Source organism: Gottfriedia endophytica (assembly GCF_017814275.1).
Lineage (GTDB): Bacteria > Bacillota > Bacilli > Bacillales > Bacillaceae_G > Gottfriedia > Gottfriedia endophytica.
The window spans coordinates 1-20,933 of the sequence record NZ_JAGIYQ010000018.1 but is presented as its reverse complement, the minus strand read 5'-3'; the positions used below and the strand labels follow the sequence as shown (position 1 = coordinate 20,933).

The following is a 20,933-nucleotide window of genomic DNA, read 5'->3' as shown; positions in this document are numbered from 1 at the left end:
TTATTCACCCCTCAAATCAAGAGTATTTAAAACAATAATAGAAACAAGTATCAATTAATCTACTTGTTGAACAAAAAATAAAATGGTTTCACCTAAGAAAACCATTTATTTAACTTAACGACAGTCATTTTACTATCTTTTCCAAGTTGTATAGAAATATACTCACTTCCAAAAAAATGATTTTTGAAAATAAATATACATTGGCATTTAATAATGTTATCACAAGCAAAAATTAGAGTCAATCTTTTTTACTTTTTATGATATAATACCCTTTTTTCTTTTCGACTACCTCAACTTCACCAAATGTCTCCTTTAATAATTCAAGTGCAGAAGGAGCTCCTTGCTTTTTTTGAATGACAGCCCAAAGTTCTCCGCCTGGTAATAATTTCTCATAGGAATCTTTTAATATCGTATGCACAACCTTCTTGCCAGCTCTAATTGGTGGGTTTGTTAAAATGGCAGCATACTTCCCATTAACCGTTTCAAACATATCACTTCTATGAATATTTATATTTTCAATCTGGTTAATAGCAGCGTTTAACTTCGCTAACTCTAAAGCTCGCTCATTCACATCAACCATTTCAACTAACGTATCTTTTTTATCTTTTGCGATCGATAATCCAATCGGGCCATATCCACATCCAACGTCAAGAATATCCCCTTTTACTTCCGGAAATACAAAAGCTTCAATCAAAACTCTAGACCCAAAATCAACTTCATTTTTTGAAAATACACCTGAATCTGATGTGAATTTTAAATCGTTCCCTCTTAACTTGAACACAAAACTTTTCTGATCACTTTTACTTCCTGGTTGATATGTATAATAATGATCACTCACTCTGAAGCACCTTCCTTTATTATCAATTTCTATAAATATAGTTTTTCCAACTTTTCTGTTTTAGGTACAAAAAAAGCTCGCATTAGATGCGAGCTTTTCCTATATTCAATAGAAATTATTTAACTTCTACAGAAGCGCCAACTTCTTCAAGTTTAGCTTTCATTTCTTCAGCTTCTTCTTTAGATGCGCCTTCTTTGATTGCTTTTGGAGTGTTGTCAACTAATTCTTTAGCTTCTTTTAAGCCTAAACCAGTGATTTCACGTACTACTTTGATAACTTTGATCTTTTGATCTCCAGCACCAGCTAATACTACGTCAAATTCAGTTTTTTCAGCAGCAGCTTCGCCACCAGCAGCCATTACAGCTACAGGAGCAGCAGCAGTTACGCCAAACTCTTCTTCGATTGCTTTTACTAAGTCATTTAATTCTAATACAGTCATGTTTTTAACTGCTTCAATGATTTGTTCTTTAGTCATTGTAAATTTCCTCCTTATTTTACCTTAAATAATTTATGCAATTTTGGCATTATGCGCCTTGTTCTTCTTTTTGATCTGCAACAGCTTTTGTTGCAAGAGCAAGGTTGCGGATAGGTGCTTGTAGCACGCTAAGCAACATAGAAAGTAAACCTTCGCGAGATGGAAGTTCAGCAAGAGCTTTAACTTCATCAACCGTAGCGACGTTTCCTTCAATTACACCAGCTTTGATTTCTAACGCTTCGTGTTTTTTAGCGAAGTCGTTTAAAACTTTAGCAGGAGCAACAACATCTTCCATACTGAACGCGATTGCGTTTGGACCAGTTAAAGATTCGTTTAAACCAGCTAAGCCAGCTTCTTCAGCAGCACGACGAGTTAAAGTGTTTTTATAAACTTTGAACTCAACGCCAGCTTCACGTAATTGTTTACGTAATTCAGTAACTTCAGAAACATTTAAACCACGGTAGTCAACAACGATTGTTGATTTGCTATCACGTAATTTAGCAGCAACTTCAGAAACAACTTGTTTTTTAGCTTCTAATACAGCGCTCATATATTACACCTCCTGTAGGATTATGTGTATATACCGCAAAAGTGTAATTCATAACAAAACCTCCACGAATTTCCGAAAAAAGACATGGAGGTTGTATATGCAACAGAATTTATCAGTTATACACCTCGGTAGGAAATTAAGCTATCAAGCACCTACTGTCTACGGTACATCTATTTAATTAGCAAGACAAAACCTATTATAGTTCAGCCTTAACGAATTGTCAATTTTAATTTACAATTAGAATGATGCAGGGTCAACTTTGATACCAGGGCCCATAGTTGAAGTGATTGCAACATTTTTCATGTAAGTTCCTTTTGCTGCAGCAGGTTTAACTTTAACCATAGTTTCAAAGATTGTAGTGAAGTTTTCAACTAATTTCTCGTTTTCGAAAGAAATTTTACCGATTGGTACGTGGATGTTACCAGCTTTATCAACACGGTATTCAACTTTACCAGCTTTGATTTCGTTAACAGCTTTAGTTACGTCGAAAGTAACTGTACCTGTTTTAGGGTTTGGCATTAAACCTTTAGGTCCTAATACACGACCTAATTTACCAACTTCAGCCATCATGTCTGGAGTTGCTACTATTACATCAAAGTCAAACCAACCTTGTTGGATTTTGTTGATGTAATCAGCATCACCTACGAAGTCAGCACCAGCAGCTTCAGCTTCTTTTGCTTTTTCGCCTTTAGCGAATACTAATACACGTTGTACTTTACCAGTACCGTGTGGAAGAACTACTGCACCACGAATTTGTTGGTCAGCTTTCTTTGGATCTACTCCTAAACGGAATGCTACTTCAACTGTAGCGTCAAAGTTTACAGTTGATGTTTTCTTTACAAGCTCAACAGCTTCATTTACTGCATAAACAGCTGTACGATCTACTAATTTAATAGCTTCTTCGTATTTTTTACCTTTTTTAGCCATGTTCATTTCCTCCTAATGTGGTTTTAACGGATTTACCTCCCACGAATAAAGGTTGCGAAAAATCAACGCGTGATACTCGCAACCTCTCAATTCATCTATTGAAGATGGGATTAGTCTTCAATAACGATACCCATACTACGTGCAGTACCTTCTACCATACGCATTGCAGCTTCAACTGAAGCAGCATTTAAATCAGGCATTTTTGTTTCAGCAATTTCGCGAACTTTATCGCGTTTTACTGTCGCTACTTTTTTACGATTTGGTTCACCAGAACCTGACTCAATACCAGCCGCTACTTTAAGAAGAACAGCAGCAGGAGGAGTTTTCGTAATAAATGTAAACGAACGATCTTCAAATACCGTAATTTCAACAGGGATGATTAAACCAGCTTGATCTGCTGTACGAGCGTTAAACTCTTTACAGAAGCCCATGATGTTAACACCTGCTTGTCCTAATGCAGGACCAACTGGTGGTGCTGGGTTTGCTTTACCTGCAGGAATTTGTAATTTTACCATTTTAATTACTTTTTTAGCCACGAGACACACCTCCTTAAGTCCGTGATGTGGTAATAGGGATAAACCCTCCCACTCATATCGATTGCATGTAAATGCATATTCTAAAATACAGTTTCAAATATGCCATCTTAATCGAGGCATATTGACCTTAAAAATTCTATCACTTCCATCAAAAAAATGCAAGTTTAGAATTATAATTTTTCTACAAGATTTAAATCAAGTTCAACTGGCGTTTCTTTGTTGAAAAACTCAACAAGAACTGTAACTTTTTTCTTTTCATAGTCAATTTCCTTGATAGAACCAGTATAATTCGCAAACGGGCCATCTTTTAAGCGAACTACTTCGTTTAATTCTAAGTCAATATCTATCACTTGTTCGTCTAGTCCTAAGTGTTTAAGAATATGATCTATTTCTTCTTCAAGTAGAGGTGTTGGTTTTGAGCCTGCACCAGCAGAACCAACAAATCCCGTTACACCTGGAGTATTTCTTACCACGTACCATGAATCATCCGTCATTACTAACTCAACAAGAACATATCCAGGAAACACTTTACGTTTTGTTACTTTTTCTTTTCCGTTCTTCATTTCTACTTCAGATTCTTCCGGTACAATTACTCGGAAAATTTTATCTTGCATGCCCATTGTTTCAACACGCTTTTCTAAGTTTGCTTTTACCTTGTTTTCATATCCTGAGTAAGTATGAACTACATACCATCTTTTTTCCATTTTAGAGGACTCTTCGTCCTTCCCTCCCCGATCATTCAGCTAATGATTATAAATTTAGATTTTTTCAGCCAAATTAAAAAACCCGTCACCGGGTTTTTTAAGACATTATTTACTATTATAGCACAAACTAAGTATGCTTATTCAATAACAAGTCGAATAAGTTTTGAAAGTCCTAAATCAACAACGGCAAAGAATAAGATAAAAAATAGCATTGTGCCTAGAACTGTTACTGTTGAATTAACCATTTCTTTTCTTTTTGGCCAAGCAACTTTTTTCATTTCGATTTTTACATCACGAAAGAATTTTGAAATACGACCCATCGACGCAACCCCCGATTATCATCTTTTGTTTAGATTCATACGTGGTTCTCCTCTAAAGCTCTAAGAATTAAAATAAAATGGAACCCACATTTTAATTATTTTGTTTCTCTATGAATTGTGTGCTCATTACATGTTTTGCAAAATTTCTTTATTTCTAATCTCTCTTGTAAAGATGAATTTTTCATTGTTGTATAATTGCGATTATTGCACGTGCTACAAGAAAGAACAACTTTTTTTCTCATGTTGACACCAGCCTATACGGTCTATATCTATCCATTTAGAATGTAACATGGTATATACAAACTGTCAAACCAGGTAAATACTGCCTTAAACAGAAAGCTCTCTAATTTCCATGTATCTCTCAAGTTTTCTTTTTACGCGTTGTAAGGCATTATCAATCGATTTCACATGTCTTTTTAACTCCTCTGAAATCTCTTGATAAGATCGCCCTTCAAGATATAATGAAAGAACCTTTTTCTCTAAATCGCTCAATAATTCTGACATTTTAGACTCTATGTCCACATTTTCTTCTTGATTAATAATCAATTCTTCGGGATCCATCACTTTTGACTCAGATAAAACGTCGAGAAGCGTACGGTCTGATTCCTCATCATAGATAGGCTTGTCCAAAGATACGTATGAATTTAAAGGGATGTGTTTTTGTCTAGTTGCGGTTTTTATTGCAGTAATAATCTGGCGGGTTATACAAAGCTCAGCAAATGCTTTAAATGAAGAGAGTTTATCTTCCTTATAATCACGTATTGCTTTATAAAGTCCGATCATGCCTTCTTGGACTATGTCTTCACGGTCAGCACCTATTAAAAAATAGGATCTCGATTTCGCTTTCACGAAATTGCGGTACTTATGAATTATATAATCTAATGCTTCAAGGTCCCCATTATGTACAAACTCAACAATTGTTTCATCCTCTAAATGACAATAAAGCGTTATTACCTTATTATTATGGTCCGCAACCACTACTAACACCCCCAAACAAGCAATTTATCTTAATTATACAACAATTCAAAAAAGGAAACAACAAATCATTGTTTCCCTCTTCGCCATTTTTCTAAAATTTCTGTTTGTTTGCTAGTTAGCGTCTTACTAATCGAATTTTTTTTATCTGGTATTTCTTTTATTCGAGTTGAAATGGATTGTTTACTTAATGTAACTTCACGGTACAGCTCCATAGCTGGTTTCCGTAGTGCACCTTGTCCAAAAATTTGCCACTGCTCTGTAAAATCAGATGTAGCAACGTAAATTTGATGATTAACATGTTTAAGCTCAATTACCAGTTTTTCGATTTTTTCATCCGCTGTTTGATTTTTTCGTGTAAAGATGACTTCAACTTTCCACTTGGCATCAACTTTTTCAATTCCATTTACAAAATGGGCATCGAAGACAACAATGACTTTTGTCCCAGTAAAAGCTTGATAATCAGCCAACATTGAAACAAGCTGATCACGCGCTTTATCAAAATCTTCTTCGCGAATTTTCCGTAAAACCGGCCAAGCTCCGATCATGTTATATCCATCAACTACTAATATCTCTGTTTTTTTATGATCCAAGAGGATTTCTTTTGCGGTACACTTCATACATTAACAAACTTGCTGCAACTGAAGCATTTAAGGAAGTTACCTTCCCAACCATCGGTAGCTTAATAAGGAAATCACATTTTTCTTTTAAAATACGACTCATTCCTTTTCCTTCACTTCCAATAATTAAGCCGAGTGACATATTACCATCTAAATTTCGATAATCGTCAGCCCCTTTTGCATCCGTTCCTACAATCCAAAGGCCTCTTTGTTTCAAATCCTCTACTGTTCTTGCCAAGTTCGTAACGCGTGCAACAGGTATATATTCAATCGCTCCCGTTGAAGATTTTGCTACTGCTGCAGTTAATCCAACAGCTCTTCTTTTAGGAATAATAATACCATGTGCTCCAACAGCGTCTGCTGTACGCATAATTGACCCTAAGTTATGTGGATCTTCAATCTCATCTAGAATTAAAAAGAATGGTTGCTCATTTCTTTTTTCAGCTAAAGCAAATAGGTCATCTAACTCAGCATATTCGTAAGCTGCAACAGAAGCGACCACTCCTTGGTGATTACCTTCAACCATACTATCCAATTTTTTATTCGGTGCAGTTTGAATCAAAACTTTATTTTGATTAGCTAGTTCAAGCAATTTGTGAATTTGACCTTTGTTCGCACCCTCACTAACCCAAATTTTATTAATATCTCTTCCTGAACGAATAGCTTCCATAACAGGATTACGTCCAATAATATATTCTTCTGACATGTTATACTCCTTTTTCCGACTCAATGTGTTGAATTGAAAAAGCTATTAATTCTTGTAGTCGTTCTTCTTGTTTTAATAAATAATAATATCCAATTAATGCTTCAAATGCCGTTGCATAACGATAAGTTTGCACGTCCGTATTTTTAGGAACCGTACCAGATTTTGCATTACGTCCTCTTTTAACAACAGCTATTTCTTCTTCTGTTAGCATGTCATTTGTAAACATTTGCTTAATGATTTTCGCTTGTCCTTTTGCAGATACAAAAGAAGTTGCAGCCTTATGCAATTGATTCGGCCGCACAGTTCCTTTTGTTAACAGGTGATGGCGTACGTATATTTCGTACACCGCATCACCTATATAAGCAAGAGCCAAGCTATTTAATTGTCTTGCATCAACTGTCTTTTCTGAATGTAACAATTCATTACCCTCTTTTCCAGCGAATGCCTTGAGGAGTATCTTCTATGATAATGTTCAAAGCTTTTAGTTGATCACGAATTTCATCCGCTAATTTGAAATCGCGGGCTTTACGAGCTTCGTTTCGTTTCTCAATTAACGCTTCAATTTCTTCATCCAGTAATTCTTCTTCTTTTACAATATTAACCCCTAATACAGATGTTAATTCAGTAAATGTGTTTAAAATTTCTTGAAGAACAGCTGTAGAAGTGTGAGTTTCTAATAAGTATTGATTTGCAATACGAGCAACTTGATATAGTACCGAAATTGCATTTGCAGTATTGAAATCATCATCCATCGCTTTTACAAACTCTGCTTTTTGTTCAGCTAACTCAGAAATCCATTTATCGTCGTTCTCTGTTAAATTCGTACTACTTTCTATACGATGAGTAACGTTTTGATAAGCTGTTTGGATACGCTCAAAACCATTTTTTACATCCTGTAGTAATTCTTCACTATAGTTAATCGGATGGCGGTAATGAACTGATAACATGAAAAAGCGTAGTAGCATTGGATCAATTTGCTTTATAATGTCATGTACAAGGACAAAGTTACCAAGAGACTTAGACATTTTTTCATTATCAATGTTAATGTAACCATTATGCATCCAGTAATTTGCAAATGTTTGATCATTTAATGCTTCAGATTGTGCAATTTCATTCTCATGATGAGGGAAAGATAAATCTTGACCACCAGCATGAATATCAATTGTTTCGCCTAAATATTTTTTCGCCATGGCAGAGCATTCGATATGCCAGCCTGGGCGACCATTACCCCACGGGCTTTCCCAGTAGATTTCACCTGGTTTTGCCGCTTTCCATAAAGCAAAATCAAGAGGATCTTCTTTCTTTTCACCAACCTCAATTCTTTCACCTAAACGTAAATCTTCAATTGATTGTTGAGATAATTTACCATATGTTTTAAACTCTCTTGTCTTGAAGTATACGTCACCTTCAGATTCATATGCATATCCTTTATCAATCAATTTAACAATAAAATCAATAATAATATCCATGTTTTCCATTACACGTGGATGATGTGTCGCACTTTTGCAACCTAATGCATGCACATCTTCAAAGTATGCATTAATAAATTTATCTGCAATTGTTGGTACATCTGAATTCATTTCATTTGCAGCTTTAATCAACTTATCATCTACATCTGTAAAATTTGATACAAAGTTTACTTCAAAGCCTCGATACTCAAAATAACGTCTTACCGTGTCAAAAACGATTGCAGGACGTGAATTTCCAATATGAATATAGTTATAAACCGTAGGACCGCACACATACATTTTGACCTTACCTTCTTCTAAAGGTACAAAATTTTCTTTTTTACGTGACATTGTATTATAAATTTGAATACCCATCTTCTTACTTCCTTTCTGACATTAGTAATATTTGTTTTAATTCATTAAGTTCTGTCTCTAGCTGAACAAGTCGATCAGTAACAGGATCGGGCATTTCACAGTGGTCAAATTGATCTTTCACCCTAACACCATTCTGAACAACCACTTTCCCAGGAATACCAACAACTGTCGAATCATCTGGTACATCTTTTAGTACAACCGAATTGGCTCCAATTTTAGCATTCTCCCCAATTGTAATCGAACCTAAAACTTTTGCTCCAGTTGCAACAAGTACTCCGTCTTTAAGCGTTGGATGTCGTTTTCCTTTTTCTTTTCCCGTACCACCAAGGGTTACTCCTTGATATAGTGTCACGTCATCCCCAATTTCACACGTTTCACCAATCACGACTCCCGCACCGTGGTCAATAAAGAATCGACGACCAATTTTAGCTCCTGGATGGATTTCAATACCTGTGAAAAAACGTGCAATTTGGGAAATAGCTCTTGCAATGAAATACCATTTTCTCTTAAAGAAAAAATGTGCTACTCGGTAAAACCATAATGCGTGAAGACCAGAATAAGTTAACAATACTTCTAGATAACCAGTTGCAGCTGGATCACGTTCAAATATTGTTGCGACATCTTCCTTCATATGTCTAAACAAGTTTCTCTCCCCCCTAGGAGCTTAATCTTTATATATATGAAAATAAAAAAGGCGCCCCTGTGTTTTTATAACACAGAGACGCCTTATACGCGCGGTTCCACTCTGTTTAGGCAATAGATTGCTTATGCCTCAACTCATGTAATATAACGGTTTCCACCGCTTTAGCCTACTAGAATACTCGTTCAACTAAAGACTCAAGGGTGCACTTCCATTTATCCTGCTAAAATCACTCTCAGCTACTGTGATTCTCTCTGAATAGCATTCAATAATGTACTTTTCCCTCTCAACATTTTGTCTATATAAATGTGTTTCTTTATACTATATTACACATTTACCTAAATGTTAACCAATAATTTGATTTAAACGTGCAATTACTTTTTCTTTTCCTAATAAAGTCATAGAATTTGGTAATTCAGGGCCATGACATTGTCCAGTTGTTGCAACACGGATTGGCATAAATAATTTTTTACCTTTTTGACCAGTTGCTTTTTGAACATTTTTAATTGCAGCTTTGATTGAATCTACTGTAAATCCTTCGGCAGCTTCTAACTCAGCAACAAGAGCAGTTAAAACTTCTCTTACTTGTTCTTCGTTGATAACAGCTTGCTCTTCTTCACCAAATGTTAAAGTATCTTTAAAGAATAAGCTTGAAAGCTCAACGATTTCCGCTCCGTAGCTCATTTGATCTTGGTAAAGAGATACAAGATCAGTTAACCATTTATTTTCTTCTGCGTTACGTTCTTCCTTCACAAATCCAGCTTTCACTAAGTGTGGAAGAGAAATTTCAACTACTTTTTCTAATGGTAGTTCTTTAATATAGCGGTTGTTAATCCAAGTTAATTTTTGTTTATCAAACATTGCTGGAGCAGAGCTTAAACGACTTGGATCAAAGATTTTAATAAATTCTTCTTTACTGAAGATCTCTTCTTCACCCACTGGAGACCAGCCAAGTAAAGCGATAAAGTTAAATAACGCTTCTGGTAAGTAACCTAGATTTTGGTACTGTTCAATAAATTGAAGAACTGACTCATCACGTTTAGAAAGTTTTTTGCGATTTTCGTTCACAATAACTGCCATATGACCAAACTCAGGTGCTTCAAATCCTAATGCACGATATACCATCATTTGTTTTGGTGTATTTGAGATATGCTCTTCCCCACGAAGAACATGGCTAATTTCCATTAATGCGTCATCAATTACAACTGCATAGTTGTATGTTGCGATACCGTTCTTTTTCACAATTACCCAGTCACCGATGTCTTTTGATTCAAACTTGATATTACCACGAACAATATCTTCCCACTCATACGTGTCATTTTCTGGAACAGCAAATCGAATTGTATGCTCTGCACCAGCAGCTTCTTTTTCCGCACGTTGTTCTGCTGTTAAGTGACGACATTTCCCACTATAACGTGTTGTTGGAAGTCCCGCTGCCATCTGTGCTTCACGCTCTGCTGTTAATTCTTCCTCTGTACAATAACATTTATATGCATGGCCATTTTCGATCAATTGCTCAGCATATTGTTTGTAAAGATCTAGACGCTCTAATTGGCGATAAGGACCGAATTCTCCACCTTTATCTGGACCTTCATTCCAATCGATACCTAACCAATGTAAATAACGTGCTTGGCTTTCTTCTCCACCTTCTACATTTCGTTCGATATCTGTATCTTCAATACGTAGTACCATATCTCCATTAAAGTGTTTAGCAAATAAGTACACGTATAATGCTGTACGTGCATTTCCAATATGTAAATGCCCCGTTGGACTTGGAGCATAACGAACTCTTACGCGTTTAGACATGTATGACACTCTCCAAAATTTAAATTTTTTTTCAATATATTAGTTTAAGCCTTCTTTTGTAACAATACAACAGCTTGTGATGCAATTCCTTCTTTTCTGCCTGTGAAACCTAATTTTTCTGTTGTTGTCGCTTTAACGTTAATATTTTCTGGCGCAGTTTCCAACAGTTCAGCAATTCGATTTCTCATTGGCTCAATATAAGGAGCCATTTTAGGTGCTTGTGCAATAATTGTACAATCTGCATTCACGAGCATATATCCTTTTTCTTTCACAATCGAAAACACATGTGCAAGTAATTTTGCAGAGTCCGCATCTTTAAAAGCTGGATCAGTATCAGGAAAATGTTTACCAATATCTCCTTCTCCAACTGCACCTAGTAATGCATCCGCAACTGTGTGAAGTAAAACATCTGCATCTGAGTGCCCTAGTAACCCTAACTCATATGGAATTTCAATCCCACCAATAATTAACGGTCTATTTTGTGCAAAAGCATGTACATCAAAGCCCTGTCCTATTCTAAACATGTTTCTTCACCTTCTACTCATGTCTTCCTTGCAGAATTGCCTCTGCAAAAATTAAATCTTCTTTTGTTGTTACTTTTATATTAAAGTAATCACCCATAACAACTTTTATCTGCTTACCTTGCCATTCAAGTAAACTCGCATCATCAGTTCCAAAAAATCCTTTTTCTTCAGCTAGAGTATGCGATTCTATCAATACTTCTTGTGTAAAAGCCTGAGGTGTTTGTACTGCCCATAATGTTGAACGATCAATTGTTTCAGCTACTACCTCTTGCTCAATTTTTTTAATTGTATCCTTTACCGGTACAGCACATATCACACCATCAGAACTTTTACTGTTTTCTAGTAAAGCTGAGATAATTTTATCGGTTACAAATGGTCTAGCTCCATCATGCACTAATACAATTGATTTTTTATCATCAATTGCTCTTACTCCATTGAACACACTCTCTTGGCGTTCAGCTCCACCTTGTACAAAAGTAAGTTTTTCTTTGAACTCTTTTATACTAGGTAAGCTCTCAAACAACTTACGATCATCAGGATTGATTGGTAGGATAATTTCATTACAGCGTTTATCCCTTCCAAATACAGATAAGGTCATTTCAATGATCGTTTGATGACCGATTTTTAGGAATAATTTATTCATACCTGCACCCATTCTTTTTCCAGAGCCCGCTGCAGGTATAACGACTTTGTATTGCATAAATTCTATACTCCTTAAAAAATGCTACCTTACTTAACCTTCGCAAAAATCATTCGTCCAGCTGATGTTTGAAGCACACTTGTCACAATCGTATCAATTCGCTGACCGATCACATCTTTTCCGTCTTCAACGACAATCATTGTGCCATCATCTAGATAAGCAACACCTTGTTTATTTTCTTTACCTTCTTTAACGACAAAGGCTTGAATGACTTCCCCGGGTAATACGACAGGTTTAATAGCATTAGCCAGGTCATTAATATTAAGAACTTTAACTTGTTGAAGCTCACTTACTTTATTTAAATTAAAATCATTTGTAACAAGAATACCACTTCTAACTTTCGCTAATTTCACGAGTTTCGCATCTACTTCAGGGATATCTTCAAAATCACCTTCATAGATTTCAACTTTTACAGAGTTTTCTTTTTGAATTCGATTTAAAATATCGAGTCCACGTCGACCACGATTTCGTTTTAATGTATCTGAAGAATCTGCGATATATTGCAATTCTGCTAAAACAAACTGAGGAATCACAACAGTTCCTTCTATAAAGCCAGTTTGACAAATATCTGCAATACGCCCATCAATAATGACACTCGTATCTAATATTTTTACTGGTATATCTTGAAAATCCGGTTCTTCTATATTTTTTCGTTTATTTTTTCCTGGAAGAGAAAATAAGCTAACTAGTTCTTCACGCTTTTTAAAACCTACTTGGAAACCTAAGTATCCGAAAAGAATCGTTATAACGATTTGAAGAACTGTTGAAAGAGATTTTAAACCGATTGAATCAATTGGCAATAAAATTAAATACGCCACTATAAGTCCAAAAACTAACCCAAGACTGCCGAAAAGGATAACGGTTATTGGGGCCCTTAATAATTTTTCTTCAATATACTTTATAAACGAAACTGTATAATCAACTAACCAAAGTGATAAAATGAAAAAGATTATTGCTCCACAAATTGCTTGTACGTAAGATGATTGAAAGAATGTGGGTACATGCGCTTTAAAAAGGTGGAAAAAGATTGGAAATAGCAATACTCCTAATGAAGAACCAATCAAAACATAAATTATTTGTACAATTCTCTTTAACATTGTTACACCTCCTATCACATTATATATAAATTGGTATTACATTTTTATTTTACATACTACTATCTTAGTCTAAATACTTCAATTGTGTCTATTGATATACAATTGTTCTTGAATTCTTTTTAAACCCTCTTTAATTTTTTTCGCACGGACTTCCCCTATGCCTTCTACATCATCAAGGTCAGTTAAAGATGCACGGTTCACACCTTTTAGATTTTTAAAACGTACGATTAAATTTTCGATAACTAGTGGAGGTAGTCTCGATATTTTCCTTAATGTTCGATAACCTCTTGGTTCAACCATTTCTTCAAGATTTGTATTATTTGGATAACCAAGTAGCTTTATGATGACAGCATCCTCTAAGAGTTCTTCATTTGCTAGTTCTTGGAGTTTCTGAAGAACGACTTTTGGATCTACATCTTTATTATAGTGATAATCTTTAATTAATAGCAGCGATTCTTCCTCTAAATCAGAAATAATTTCAACTAATTGTAACTCTATTAGTCGGCCCTCTGCCCCAAGCTCAATGACATAGTTGCTAATTTCATTTTTAATTCTTAGAACCATCTCGACACTATGCAATACATTCACTACTTCAAATAACGTAACTAACTCTTCGAATTCAAGTATTCCCAATGATGTGATTCCTTGACTCCATACTAATTTATATTTTTCAAGTGTTTGAATTGCTTGGTTTGCTTTCGTTAAAATGACACCTATATCACGTAATGTATATCGTAAATTCCCTTTATATAATGTGATTACGTTCCTTCTCTGTGAAATAGCTATGACAAGATTTCCTGTTTGTCTCGCAACCCGCTCTGCAGTACGGTGGCGCATTCCTGTTTCAATGGTAAAAATTGATGAATCTGGTATAAGCTGTGCATTTGCAAACAATATTTTTGAACCAGTTTCATTTAAAATAATTGCACCATCCATTTTTGCTAATTCATATAGACTTGCTGGTGAGTAAGAATCGTTTATATGGAACCCACCATCAACCATTTCTTTCATTTCATCACTAAATCCCAAAACAATTAATCCACCTGTTTGGGCACGTAATACATTATCGATTCCGTCCCTTAAAGGTGTACCTGGTGAAATCATTTGTAGTACAGGGAGAATTGTTTTAGCTTTATTTTTTTGTTCTTCCATTCTTACCCTCCTAATACAATACGGAGTGCTTCTTGCACAGAATTTACCCCAATCACTTCCACACCTTCTGGAAACGTCCAACCACCTATATTTTTTGCTGGAATGATTGCACGATGGAAGCCTAATTTTGCTGCCTCTTGTACACGTTGTTCAATTCTTGAAACTCTTCTTACTTCTCCAGTTAAGCCGATCTCCCCAACAACTACATCAGTAGGCTGTGTCGGTTTGTCTTGGAAACTAGATGCAATACTGACTGCTACAGCCAAATCTACTGCAGGTTCATCTAGTTTTAAACCACCTGCAACTTTTAAATAGGCATCTTGGTTTTGCAGAAGTAATCCTACTCTTTTCTCGAGAACGGCCATAATCAATGAGACACGATTATGATCTATTCCCGTTGCCATTCGTCTAGCATTCCCAAAACTCGTCGGAGAAACTAGAGCCTGAAGCTCAACAAGAACTGGTCTTGTCCCTTCCATCGATGCTACTACAGTTGATCCAGCTACACCAAATGGACGTTCCTCAAGAAAAATTTCAGAAGGATTAAGTACTTCAACTAACCCTTGCTCTTTCATTTCAAATATTCCCATTTCATTTGTTGAACCAAAACGGTTTTTTACTGCTCGAAGTATACGATAAGTATGATGGCGTTCTCCTTCAAAGTAAAGTACTGCATCAACCATATGCTCTAGCATTCTTGGACCCGCAATAGCTCCTTCTTTTGTTACATGACCAACAATAAAAATTGGGATTCCTTTTGTTTTAGCTAATCTCATTAATTCCGATGTACATTCTCGAACCTGTGACACACTTCCTGGTGCTGATGTCACATCTGGCAAGTGAATTGTTTGAATTGAGTCGATAACCACAAAATCCGGATTCATATCTTCCATGTATTTTGCAACATAAGTAAGATCTGTTTCAGATAATACAAATAAATTTGGTGTTAGTATTCCAAGTCTTTCTGCTCTTAATTTAATTTGTTTTTGTGATTCCTCACCTGAAACATATAGTACACGATTATCATTTTTAGCAAGTTGAGATGAAACCTGAAGTAGCATTGTTGATTTTCCTATACCAGGATCTCCCCCAATTAATACTAGTGAGCCTAGTACTACTCCACCGCCTAGTACACGGTTAAATTCTTGAAAATCTGTTAAGATTCTTGTTTCAGTTCCTATTTCAACTTCCATAATAGATTTTGGACTAGCACCTTCCGCGCTAGCATTCGTTTGAAATGTTAATCTTCTTGAACTTGGAGGGGCTTCAATAAACTCTACCATTGTATTCCATTCATTACAGTTTGGACATTTTCCAACCCATTTAACCGATTCATAACCGCAGGACTGACAAACAAACTTTGTTTTTTTCTTAGCCATACTCACTAACTCCTCTATCTTTACCTAACAACTAAGTAGTGCATGTACATATATCCTACATTACTTAGTATATAAGAAAAAGGGCTTTGCGCCCTTTTTCTAAAATTAGAATTTAGAAAGAATTTTTCATTAATTTCTTTCTAAAAACTGAATATTTTTTAAGATTACTATGCAATAGCCCTATTGTTGTATTTTCTCTGCCGTTTTAACCACATATTCCCCATCTTTTACATCAAAAACAACTTTTTGGCCTTTTTCAATCGTACCTTTTAATAATTCTTCAGATAAGCGATCTTCAACTTGCTTTTGAATTGCTCGACGTAACGGTCTTGCACCGTACTCTAGGTCGATTCCTTCTTCCGCAATTTTTTCAATTGCTACTTCTGTTAATTCTAATTCAATATCTTGTTCTTTTAAACGTTTTACTAAACTATTTGCTAATAAATGAACGATTTCCTTAATATGTTTTTTCTCAAGTGAGTGGAAAACGATTGTTTCATCAATACGGTTAAGGAATTCTGGGCGGAATGCCTTTTTCAACTCTTCCATAACCTTTCCTTTCATATCTTGGTAATCTTTCTTATCATCATTTACGCTAAATCCAACATATTTATTTGTTTTTAAGGCACTTGCACCAACGTTTGATGTCATAATAACAATTGTATTTCGGAAATCAACAGTTCTACCTTTAGAATCCGTTAATCTTCCATCTTCTAATACTTGAAGAAGAATGTTAAAGACGTCAGGATGAGCTTTTTCGATTTCGTCTAATAAAACAACTGAATAAGGTTTTCTTCTAACCTTCTCTGTTAATTGTCCACCTTCATCGTATCCAACATATCCAGGAGGTGCTCCGACTAAACGTGATGTAGCATGTTTTTCCATGTACTCTGACATATCAACACGAATCATTGCATCTTCATCACCGAAAATAGATTCAGCTAATGCACGCGCTAATTCTGTTTTACCTACACCTGTTGGTCCAAGGAAGATAAATGAGCCAATTGGACGTTTAGGGTCTTTTAAACCTGCACGAGCTCTTCTGACAGCTTTTGAAACTGATACAACTGCTTCATCTTGCCCAATTACTCGTTTATGAAGAAGTTCTTCCATATTTAATAATTTATCAGCTTCTGTTTGTGCAAGTCTTGTAACTGGTATATTCGTCCATGAAGATACAACATTCGCAATATCTTCAACAGTTACCTCTGAATTCTCTTTTCCTTGTTTTTCTTTCCATTGACGTTTTGTTTCATCTAACTGTTCACGTAAACGTTGCTCAGAATCCCTTAGTGATGCAGCTTTTTCAAATTCTTGACTTTGTACTGCTGCATCTTTTTCTTTACGTACCTCTTCTAATTTTACTTCTAGTTCTTTTAAATTAGGCGGTGTCGTAAATGAACGTAAACGGACTTTTGATCCTGCTTCGTCAATTACATCAATTGCTTTATCTGGTAAGAAACGATCTGTAATATATCGTTCTGACATTTTAACTGCTTCAATAATTGCTTCATCTGAAATCGATACGCGGTGATGCGCTTCATAACGGTCACGTAAACCTTTTAAAATTTGAATCGATTCATCAACAGTTGGTTGATCTACTTGAATTGGTTGGAAACGTCTTTCTAAGGCTGCATCTTTTTCAATATATTTACGATATTCATCGATTGTCGTTGCACCAATACATTGTAGTTCTCCACGTGCTAATGATGGTTTTAAAATATTGGATGCATCAATTGCTCCTTCAGCTCCACCAGCACCAATCAATGTATGAAGTTCATCGATGAACAGAATAATATTACCAGCTTGGCGAATTTCATCCATTACTTTCTTTAGTCTGTCTTCAAATTCACCACGGTATTTCGTACCTGCAACAACCGTTCCCATATCCAGTGTCATAACACGTTTATCGCGTAAGATTTCTGGCACCTCATTATTAACGATTTGCTGTGCTAAGCCTTCTGCAATAGCTGTTTTACCTACACCAGGCTCACCGATTAACACTGGGTTATTTTTTGTTCTTCTACTCAACACTTCAATGACACGTTGAATCTCTTTGCTACGTCCAATAACTGGATCTAAACGGCCTTCACGTGCAATTGATGTTAAGTCACGAGCAAGACTATCTAAAGTTGGAGTATTTGCATGACTAGTAGTGCCATTTTGATGATTAGAAGAACTTTCATTACTTCCTAATAATTGGAGTACTTGTTGACGTGCTTTGTTTAAGCTAACCCCTAAATTATTTAATACCCTTGCTGCTACTCCTTCACCTTCACGAATTAGCCCAAGTAAAATGTGCTCTGTTCCAACATACGAATGTCCAAGTTTTCTTGCTTCATCCATTGATAATTCAATAACTTTTTTCGCACGAGGTGTATAGTGGACTGTTTGTGCAACTCCTTGGCCTCTACCAATTAAAGATTCTACTTCTTGTTGGACTTTTTCAGGACTTAAACCAAGCGCTAATAAAGCTTTGGCTGCAATACCTTCTCCTTCTCGTACAAGTCCTAATAAAATATGTTCTGTTCCAATATTAGAATGACCAATACGGATTGCCTCTTCTTGTGATAATGCTAAAACTTTCTGTGCACGTTCTGTAAAACGACCAAACATCATAATTGGTACCTCCCATATAAATAATTATTTATTTTCTAAATCTAATCGTTCTCTGATTAAAGTTGCTCTACGAATATCTCTTTCTACCGGTTGTAGTGGTTGACCAGCATATTGCTGTAAAATCCCTGGCTGGGTTAAAACCATTAATTCACTTAAAAGTCTTTTAGGTAGACCTTCAATTATTCCTAAATCAATTCCTAACTGTACATCTGATAGGCACTTAGCACTTTCTTTTGTTTCGATAATACGACTGAATTTTAAAATTCCTAAAGAGCGATACACACGATCTTCCAGTTGAATTGTTGAAGTTTTCATTAGTGCATCTCGTACAGATCGTTCTTGTTGGATTAATTGTTGAACGATGGTAATTAAATCATCTGTAATTTCTTCCTCAGATTTACCAAGCGTAATTTGATTCGAAATTTGAAAAATATTTCCTAAAGCTTCGCTACCTTCACCATAAATACCTCTAACGACTAATCCTAATTGATTGATAGACGGTATCATTCTACTTAGTTGATTTGTCATAACAAGTGCTGGTAAATGCATCATAACGGATGCTCTTAACCCTGTTCCAACATTCGTTGGACAACTGGTTAGATAACCGATATTTTCATCAAACGCATACTCTAATTGACTTTCAATATAATTATCTATGTCATTTGCTAGTTTTAATGCTTCTTTCAACTGTAGGCCAGGAAATAAGCTCTGAATTCGCAAATGATCTTCTTCATTTATCATAATACTCAATTGTTCATTTTCTGATAATATACATGCTCCATATATAGAGTCTTCTACAAGATTAGGAGAAATTAAATGTTTTTCAACTAATACCCTTTTTTCAATTGGCTCCATTTGTTCCATTTCAATGTATTCAAATGGTCCAAACGGAAGAGATGTATTACCTTCAAAGTAATTTTTCACTAAGCTACAGATTTCTTTTGCTTTTTCAGTGGATAGTAAGGTCGGAAATAAATAATTTTTCATATTTCTTGCTAATCGAACACGGCTACTTAATACAATATCATCATCAGGACCATCACACTTCATCCATGGGCTGATCGCTTGATTAATAACTGTTTGAAGTGACATAACTTAATTTGTCCCCCTCTCTTGAAGTAGTTGTAATTCACTCTCTAATTTTCGGATTGAATCTCTTACTTCAATTGCTTTTTCAAAATCCTCGTGTTCGATATGGGACTGAAGGATTGTCCTTAAGTCTTTTAATTCTCTCTTTATCGCAAGTGTACCTCCTACTCTTGAAGGAAGTTTTCCACCATGTACTAGATTCCCACTGTGAATTCTTTTTAAGATTGGATTAAGTTGGTTTTGAAATGACTGATAACAATGCGAACATCCAAATTTACCGATTTTTGTAAACTGAGTATAAGTCATTTTGCATCGCTCACATTGTATTTCATCTTGTGTAGAAAAAGGTCTCTTATTTGTTTCATATGTTCCAGTATTGCCCTTAAACAAACCAGCTAACAGATCATTTACCGAATAACCATTTAATCCAGAAAATAAATATTTATTTCCTGTTTCATGAGCACATTTATCGCATAAATGATACTCAGTTTTTTCTCCATTTATCACTTTTGAGTAATGCAATGTCGCTGGACGCTCTTTACACTCCTGACAAATCATAGCCAACCCCCCATAACTATTTGTATTTTAAACTCGTTAACATTGCCTTCAGCATTCTTGATCTCAATTCATCTCGATAGGGGAGATTTATCATTAGCACAGAACGATCGATTACACTTAACATCATTTTCGCTTCACGCTCTGAAATAACACTGTGTTCCAATAGAAGATAAATATAATCTACAGAACTTGATTGAGAAATTGAATGATTTAGCTTATTTAATATTTGCTCTATCACACTAGCTTTATCATGAAACTGTACTTTTGTTATTCGTATATATCCTCCTCCACCACGTTTACTTTCTACAATATATCCACGTTCCTGTGTAAATCGTGTATTAATAACATAGTTAATTTGAGACGGTACACAATCAAACTTAGTTGCAATTTCACTTCTCTTAATCTCGACATATTCTTTATTCGATATGTCAAAGTACTTAATCAAATACTGCTCTATAACATCTGAAATATTTCTCATACATCTTTCACCCTTATTAATATTGACTGACTTTGACTATCTTTGACTATTATTATATTCCTTCTGATAAAAATTTCAACTAATTTGTTTCCCATTTTATTTTTTCCAAATCACATATAAGCTATTCTTTAAAAAGAAGATTATATTGTATTATATGAAAAGTTATTTTTGATCAGAAGATCATTATTGATTTCTACAATTGAAATCGATAGATTAATAATGACGTAAGATGGCCTGAATTCATTAGTATTTTGTTTCAAATATACAAAAAAACTCTAGTCAATATGACTAGAGTTTTACAGTTACCAGGCAACGTCCTACTCTCACAGGGGGAAGCCCCCAACTACCATCGGCGCTAAAGAGCTTAACTTCCGTGTTCGGGATGGGAACGGGTGTGACCTCTTTGCCATAATTACC

General features: G+C 35.3%; 24 protein-coding genes, 1 rRNA gene and 2 other annotated features. All 25 genes read right to left on the bottom strand.

Features of this window, described 5'->3' with window-relative positions:
- Positions 1–238: 238 nt before the first annotated feature.
- Complete coding sequence (locus J5Y03_RS17970; protein WP_209407391.1) at positions 239–838, bottom strand: class I SAM-dependent methyltransferase; 600 nt, start codon at positions 836–838, stop codon at positions 239–241.
- 115 nt (positions 839–953) lie between these two features.
- Positions 954–1,313 (bottom strand): 50S ribosomal protein L7/L12, encoded by a 360-nt coding sequence (rplL, locus tag J5Y03_RS17965; protein WP_209407390.1) that lies wholly within the window; start codon positions 1,311–1,313, stop codon positions 954–956.
- Positions 1,314–1,362: 49 nt separating this feature from the next.
- Positions 1,363–1,863, bottom strand: coding sequence for a 50S ribosomal protein L10 (gene rplJ, locus J5Y03_RS17960; RefSeq protein ID WP_209407389.1), 501 nt, complete (start codon positions 1,861–1,863; stop codon positions 1,363–1,365).
- Positions 1,864–1,907: 44 nt separating this feature from the next.
- Positions 1,908–2,046, bottom strand: a sequence feature (ribosomal protein L10 leader region).
- A 54-nt stretch (positions 2,047–2,100) separates the two neighbouring features.
- Positions 2,101–2,790: a 50S ribosomal protein L1 gene (gene rplA, locus J5Y03_RS17955; RefSeq protein ID WP_209407388.1), complete on the bottom strand. Its 690-nt coding sequence runs from the start codon at positions 2,788–2,790 to the stop codon at positions 2,101–2,103.
- A gap of 110 nt (positions 2,791–2,900) precedes the next feature.
- A complete protein-coding gene (gene rplK / locus J5Y03_RS17950) occupies positions 2,901–3,326 on the bottom strand; it encodes a 50S ribosomal protein L11 (RefSeq protein WP_142283142.1) in 426 nt (141 codons plus the stop codon).
- A gap of 170 nt (positions 3,327–3,496) precedes the next feature.
- Positions 3,497–4,030, bottom strand: a complete 534-nt coding sequence (gene nusG, locus J5Y03_RS17945; RefSeq protein WP_209407387.1) for a transcription termination/antitermination protein NusG — start codon at positions 4,028–4,030, stop codon at positions 3,497–3,499.
- Between the two features lie 137 nt (positions 4,031–4,167).
- The gene (secE, locus tag J5Y03_RS17940; protein WP_209407386.1) at positions 4,168–4,350 is read right to left on the bottom strand and encodes a preprotein translocase subunit SecE; all 183 of its coding nucleotides are present in this window, start codon (positions 4,348–4,350) and stop codon (positions 4,168–4,170) included.
- A gap of 95 nt (positions 4,351–4,445) precedes the next feature.
- Positions 4,446–4,592, bottom strand: coding sequence for a 50S ribosomal protein L33 (rpmG, locus tag J5Y03_RS17935; protein ID WP_209407385.1), 147 nt, complete (start codon positions 4,590–4,592; stop codon positions 4,446–4,448).
- Positions 4,593–4,677: 85 nt separating this feature from the next.
- Positions 4,678–5,328, bottom strand: coding sequence for an RNA polymerase sporulation sigma factor SigH (sigH, locus tag J5Y03_RS17930; RefSeq protein ID WP_209407384.1), 651 nt, complete (start codon positions 5,326–5,328; stop codon positions 4,678–4,680).
- A 65-nt stretch (positions 5,329–5,393) separates the two neighbouring features.
- Positions 5,394–5,873 carry an NYN domain-containing protein gene (locus J5Y03_RS17925; RefSeq protein WP_245208963.1) on the bottom strand — a complete coding sequence of 160 codons (480 nt, stop codon included), beginning with the start codon at positions 5,871–5,873 and terminating at the stop codon, positions 5,394–5,396.
- A gap of 34 nt (positions 5,874–5,907) precedes the next feature.
- Positions 5,908–6,651, bottom strand: a complete 744-nt coding sequence (gene rlmB, locus J5Y03_RS17920; protein WP_209407382.1) for a 23S rRNA (guanosine(2251)-2'-O)-methyltransferase RlmB — start codon at positions 6,649–6,651, stop codon at positions 5,908–5,910.
- A 1-nt stretch (position 6,652) separates the two neighbouring features.
- Positions 6,653–7,069, bottom strand: a complete 417-nt coding sequence (locus J5Y03_RS17915) for a Mini-ribonuclease 3 (protein ID WP_209407381.1) — start codon at positions 7,067–7,069, stop codon at positions 6,653–6,655.
- Between the two features lie 4 nt (positions 7,070–7,073).
- Complete coding sequence (cysS, locus tag J5Y03_RS17910; RefSeq protein ID WP_209407380.1) at positions 7,074–8,474, bottom strand: cysteine--tRNA ligase; 1,401 nt, start codon at positions 8,472–8,474, stop codon at positions 7,074–7,076.
- Positions 8,475–8,478: 4 nt separating this feature from the next.
- Complete coding sequence (gene cysE, locus J5Y03_RS17905; protein ID WP_209407379.1) at positions 8,479–9,117, bottom strand: serine O-acetyltransferase; 639 nt, start codon at positions 9,115–9,117, stop codon at positions 8,479–8,481.
- Between the two features lie 71 nt (positions 9,118–9,188).
- Positions 9,189–9,413 (bottom strand) — a binding site (T-box leader).
- 46 nt (positions 9,414–9,459) lie between these two features.
- Positions 9,460–10,920 carry a glutamate--tRNA ligase gene (gene gltX, locus J5Y03_RS17900; protein WP_209407378.1) on the bottom strand — a complete coding sequence of 487 codons (1,461 nt, stop codon included), beginning with the start codon at positions 10,918–10,920 and terminating at the stop codon, positions 9,460–9,462.
- Between the two features lie 44 nt (positions 10,921–10,964).
- Positions 10,965–11,444, bottom strand: coding sequence for a 2-C-methyl-D-erythritol 2,4-cyclodiphosphate synthase (ispF, locus tag J5Y03_RS17895; protein WP_209407377.1), 480 nt, complete (start codon positions 11,442–11,444; stop codon positions 10,965–10,967).
- A 13-nt stretch (positions 11,445–11,457) separates the two neighbouring features.
- Positions 11,458–12,144 (bottom strand): 2-C-methyl-D-erythritol 4-phosphate cytidylyltransferase, encoded by a 687-nt coding sequence (ispD, locus tag J5Y03_RS17890; RefSeq protein ID WP_209407376.1) that lies wholly within the window; start codon positions 12,142–12,144, stop codon positions 11,458–11,460.
- A 29-nt stretch (positions 12,145–12,173) separates the two neighbouring features.
- Positions 12,174–13,241, bottom strand: coding sequence for a PIN/TRAM domain-containing protein (locus J5Y03_RS17885; protein ID WP_209407375.1), 1,068 nt, complete (start codon positions 13,239–13,241; stop codon positions 12,174–12,176).
- A 78-nt stretch (positions 13,242–13,319) separates the two neighbouring features.
- On the bottom strand, positions 13,320–14,393 hold the full coding sequence (disA, locus tag J5Y03_RS17880) for a DNA integrity scanning diadenylate cyclase DisA (protein WP_209407374.1): 1,074 nt from the start codon (positions 14,391–14,393) through the stop codon (positions 13,320–13,322).
- A gap of 2 nt (positions 14,394–14,395) precedes the next feature.
- Positions 14,396–15,772 (bottom strand): DNA repair protein RadA, encoded by a 1,377-nt coding sequence (gene radA, locus J5Y03_RS17875; RefSeq protein ID WP_209407373.1) that lies wholly within the window; start codon positions 15,770–15,772, stop codon positions 14,396–14,398.
- 180 nt (positions 15,773–15,952) lie between these two features.
- Positions 15,953–18,391 (bottom strand): ATP-dependent protease ATP-binding subunit ClpC, encoded by a 2,439-nt coding sequence (gene clpC / locus J5Y03_RS17870; protein WP_209407372.1) that lies wholly within the window; start codon positions 18,389–18,391, stop codon positions 15,953–15,955.
- 24 nt (positions 18,392–18,415) lie between these two features.
- Positions 18,416–19,483, bottom strand: coding sequence for a protein arginine kinase (locus J5Y03_RS17865; RefSeq protein ID WP_209407371.1), 1,068 nt, complete (start codon positions 19,481–19,483; stop codon positions 18,416–18,418).
- A 3-nt stretch (positions 19,484–19,486) separates the two neighbouring features.
- The gene (locus J5Y03_RS17860; RefSeq protein WP_209407370.1) at positions 19,487–20,038 is read right to left on the bottom strand and encodes a UvrB/UvrC motif-containing protein; all 552 of its coding nucleotides are present in this window, start codon (positions 20,036–20,038) and stop codon (positions 19,487–19,489) included.
- Between the two features lie 16 nt (positions 20,039–20,054).
- Complete coding sequence (locus tag J5Y03_RS17855) at positions 20,055–20,516, bottom strand: CtsR family transcriptional regulator (protein WP_209407369.1); 462 nt, start codon at positions 20,514–20,516, stop codon at positions 20,055–20,057.
- Between the two features lie 304 nt (positions 20,517–20,820).
- Positions 20,821–20,933: ribosomal RNA gene (gene rrf / locus J5Y03_RS17850) — 5S ribosomal RNA — on the bottom strand; the annotation flags it as partial.

What these genes read in the sequence shown, in the direction of transcription:
- J5Y03_RS17885 (WP_209407375.1), bottom strand. Translation starts at nt 13,241, where the DNA reads ATGTTAAAGAGAATTGTACAAATAATTTATGTTTTGATTGGTTCTTCA.
- clpC (WP_209407372.1), bottom strand. Translation starts at nt 18,391, where the DNA reads ATGATGTTTGGTCGTTTTACAGAACGTGCACAGAAAGTTTTAGCATTA.
- radA (WP_209407373.1), bottom strand. Translation starts at nt 15,772, where the DNA reads ATGGCTAAGAAAAAAACAAAGTTTGTTTGTCAGTCCTGCGGTTATGAA.
- ispD (WP_209407376.1), bottom strand. Translation starts at nt 12,144, where the DNA reads ATGCAATACAAAGTCGTTATACCTGCAGCGGGCTCTGGAAAAAGAATG.
- rplJ (WP_209407389.1), bottom strand. Translation starts at nt 1,863, where the DNA reads ATGAGCGCTGTATTAGAAGCTAAAAAACAAGTTGTTTCTGAAGTTGCT.
- J5Y03_RS17925 (WP_245208963.1), bottom strand. Translation starts at nt 5,873, where the DNA reads ATGATCGGAGCTTGGCCGGTTTTACGGAAAATTCGCGAAGAAGATTTT.
- rplL (WP_209407390.1), bottom strand. Translation starts at nt 1,313, where the DNA reads ATGACTAAAGAACAAATCATTGAAGCAGTTAAAAACATGACTGTATTA.
- rlmB (WP_209407382.1), bottom strand. Translation starts at nt 6,651, where the DNA reads ATGTCAGAAGAATATATTATTGGACGTAATCCTGTTATGGAAGCTATT.
- nusG (WP_209407387.1), bottom strand. Translation starts at nt 4,030, where the DNA reads ATGGAAAAAAGATGGTATGTAGTTCATACTTACTCAGGATATGAAAAC.
- rplA (WP_209407388.1), bottom strand. Translation starts at nt 2,790, where the DNA reads ATGGCTAAAAAAGGTAAAAAATACGAAGAAGCTATTAAATTAGTAGAT.
- disA (WP_209407374.1), bottom strand. Translation starts at nt 14,393, where the DNA reads ATGGAAGAACAAAAAAATAAAGCTAAAACAATTCTCCCTGTACTACAA.
- J5Y03_RS17860 (WP_209407370.1), bottom strand. Translation starts at nt 20,038, where the DNA reads ATGATTTGTCAGGAGTGTAAAGAGCGTCCAGCGACATTGCATTACTCA.
- gltX (WP_209407378.1), bottom strand. Translation starts at nt 10,920, where the DNA reads ATGTCTAAACGCGTAAGAGTTCGTTATGCTCCAAGTCCAACGGGGCAT.
- J5Y03_RS17865 (WP_209407371.1), bottom strand. Translation starts at nt 19,483, where the DNA reads ATGTCACTTCAAACAGTTATTAATCAAGCGATCAGCCCATGGATGAAG.
- rpmG (WP_209407385.1), bottom strand. Translation starts at nt 4,592, where the DNA reads ATGAGAAAAAAAGTTGTTCTTTCTTGTAGCACGTGCAATAATCGCAAT.
- secE (WP_209407386.1), bottom strand. Translation starts at nt 4,350, where the DNA reads ATGGGTCGTATTTCAAAATTCTTTCGTGATGTAAAAATCGAAATGAAA.
- cysS (WP_209407380.1), bottom strand. Translation starts at nt 8,474, where the DNA reads ATGGGTATTCAAATTTATAATACAATGTCACGTAAAAAAGAAAATTTT.
- ispF (WP_209407377.1), bottom strand. Translation starts at nt 11,444, where the DNA reads ATGTTTAGAATAGGACAGGGCTTTGATGTACATGCTTTTGCACAAAAT.
- J5Y03_RS17855 (WP_209407369.1), bottom strand. Translation starts at nt 20,516, where the DNA reads ATGAGAAATATTTCAGATGTTATAGAGCAGTATTTGATTAAGTACTTT.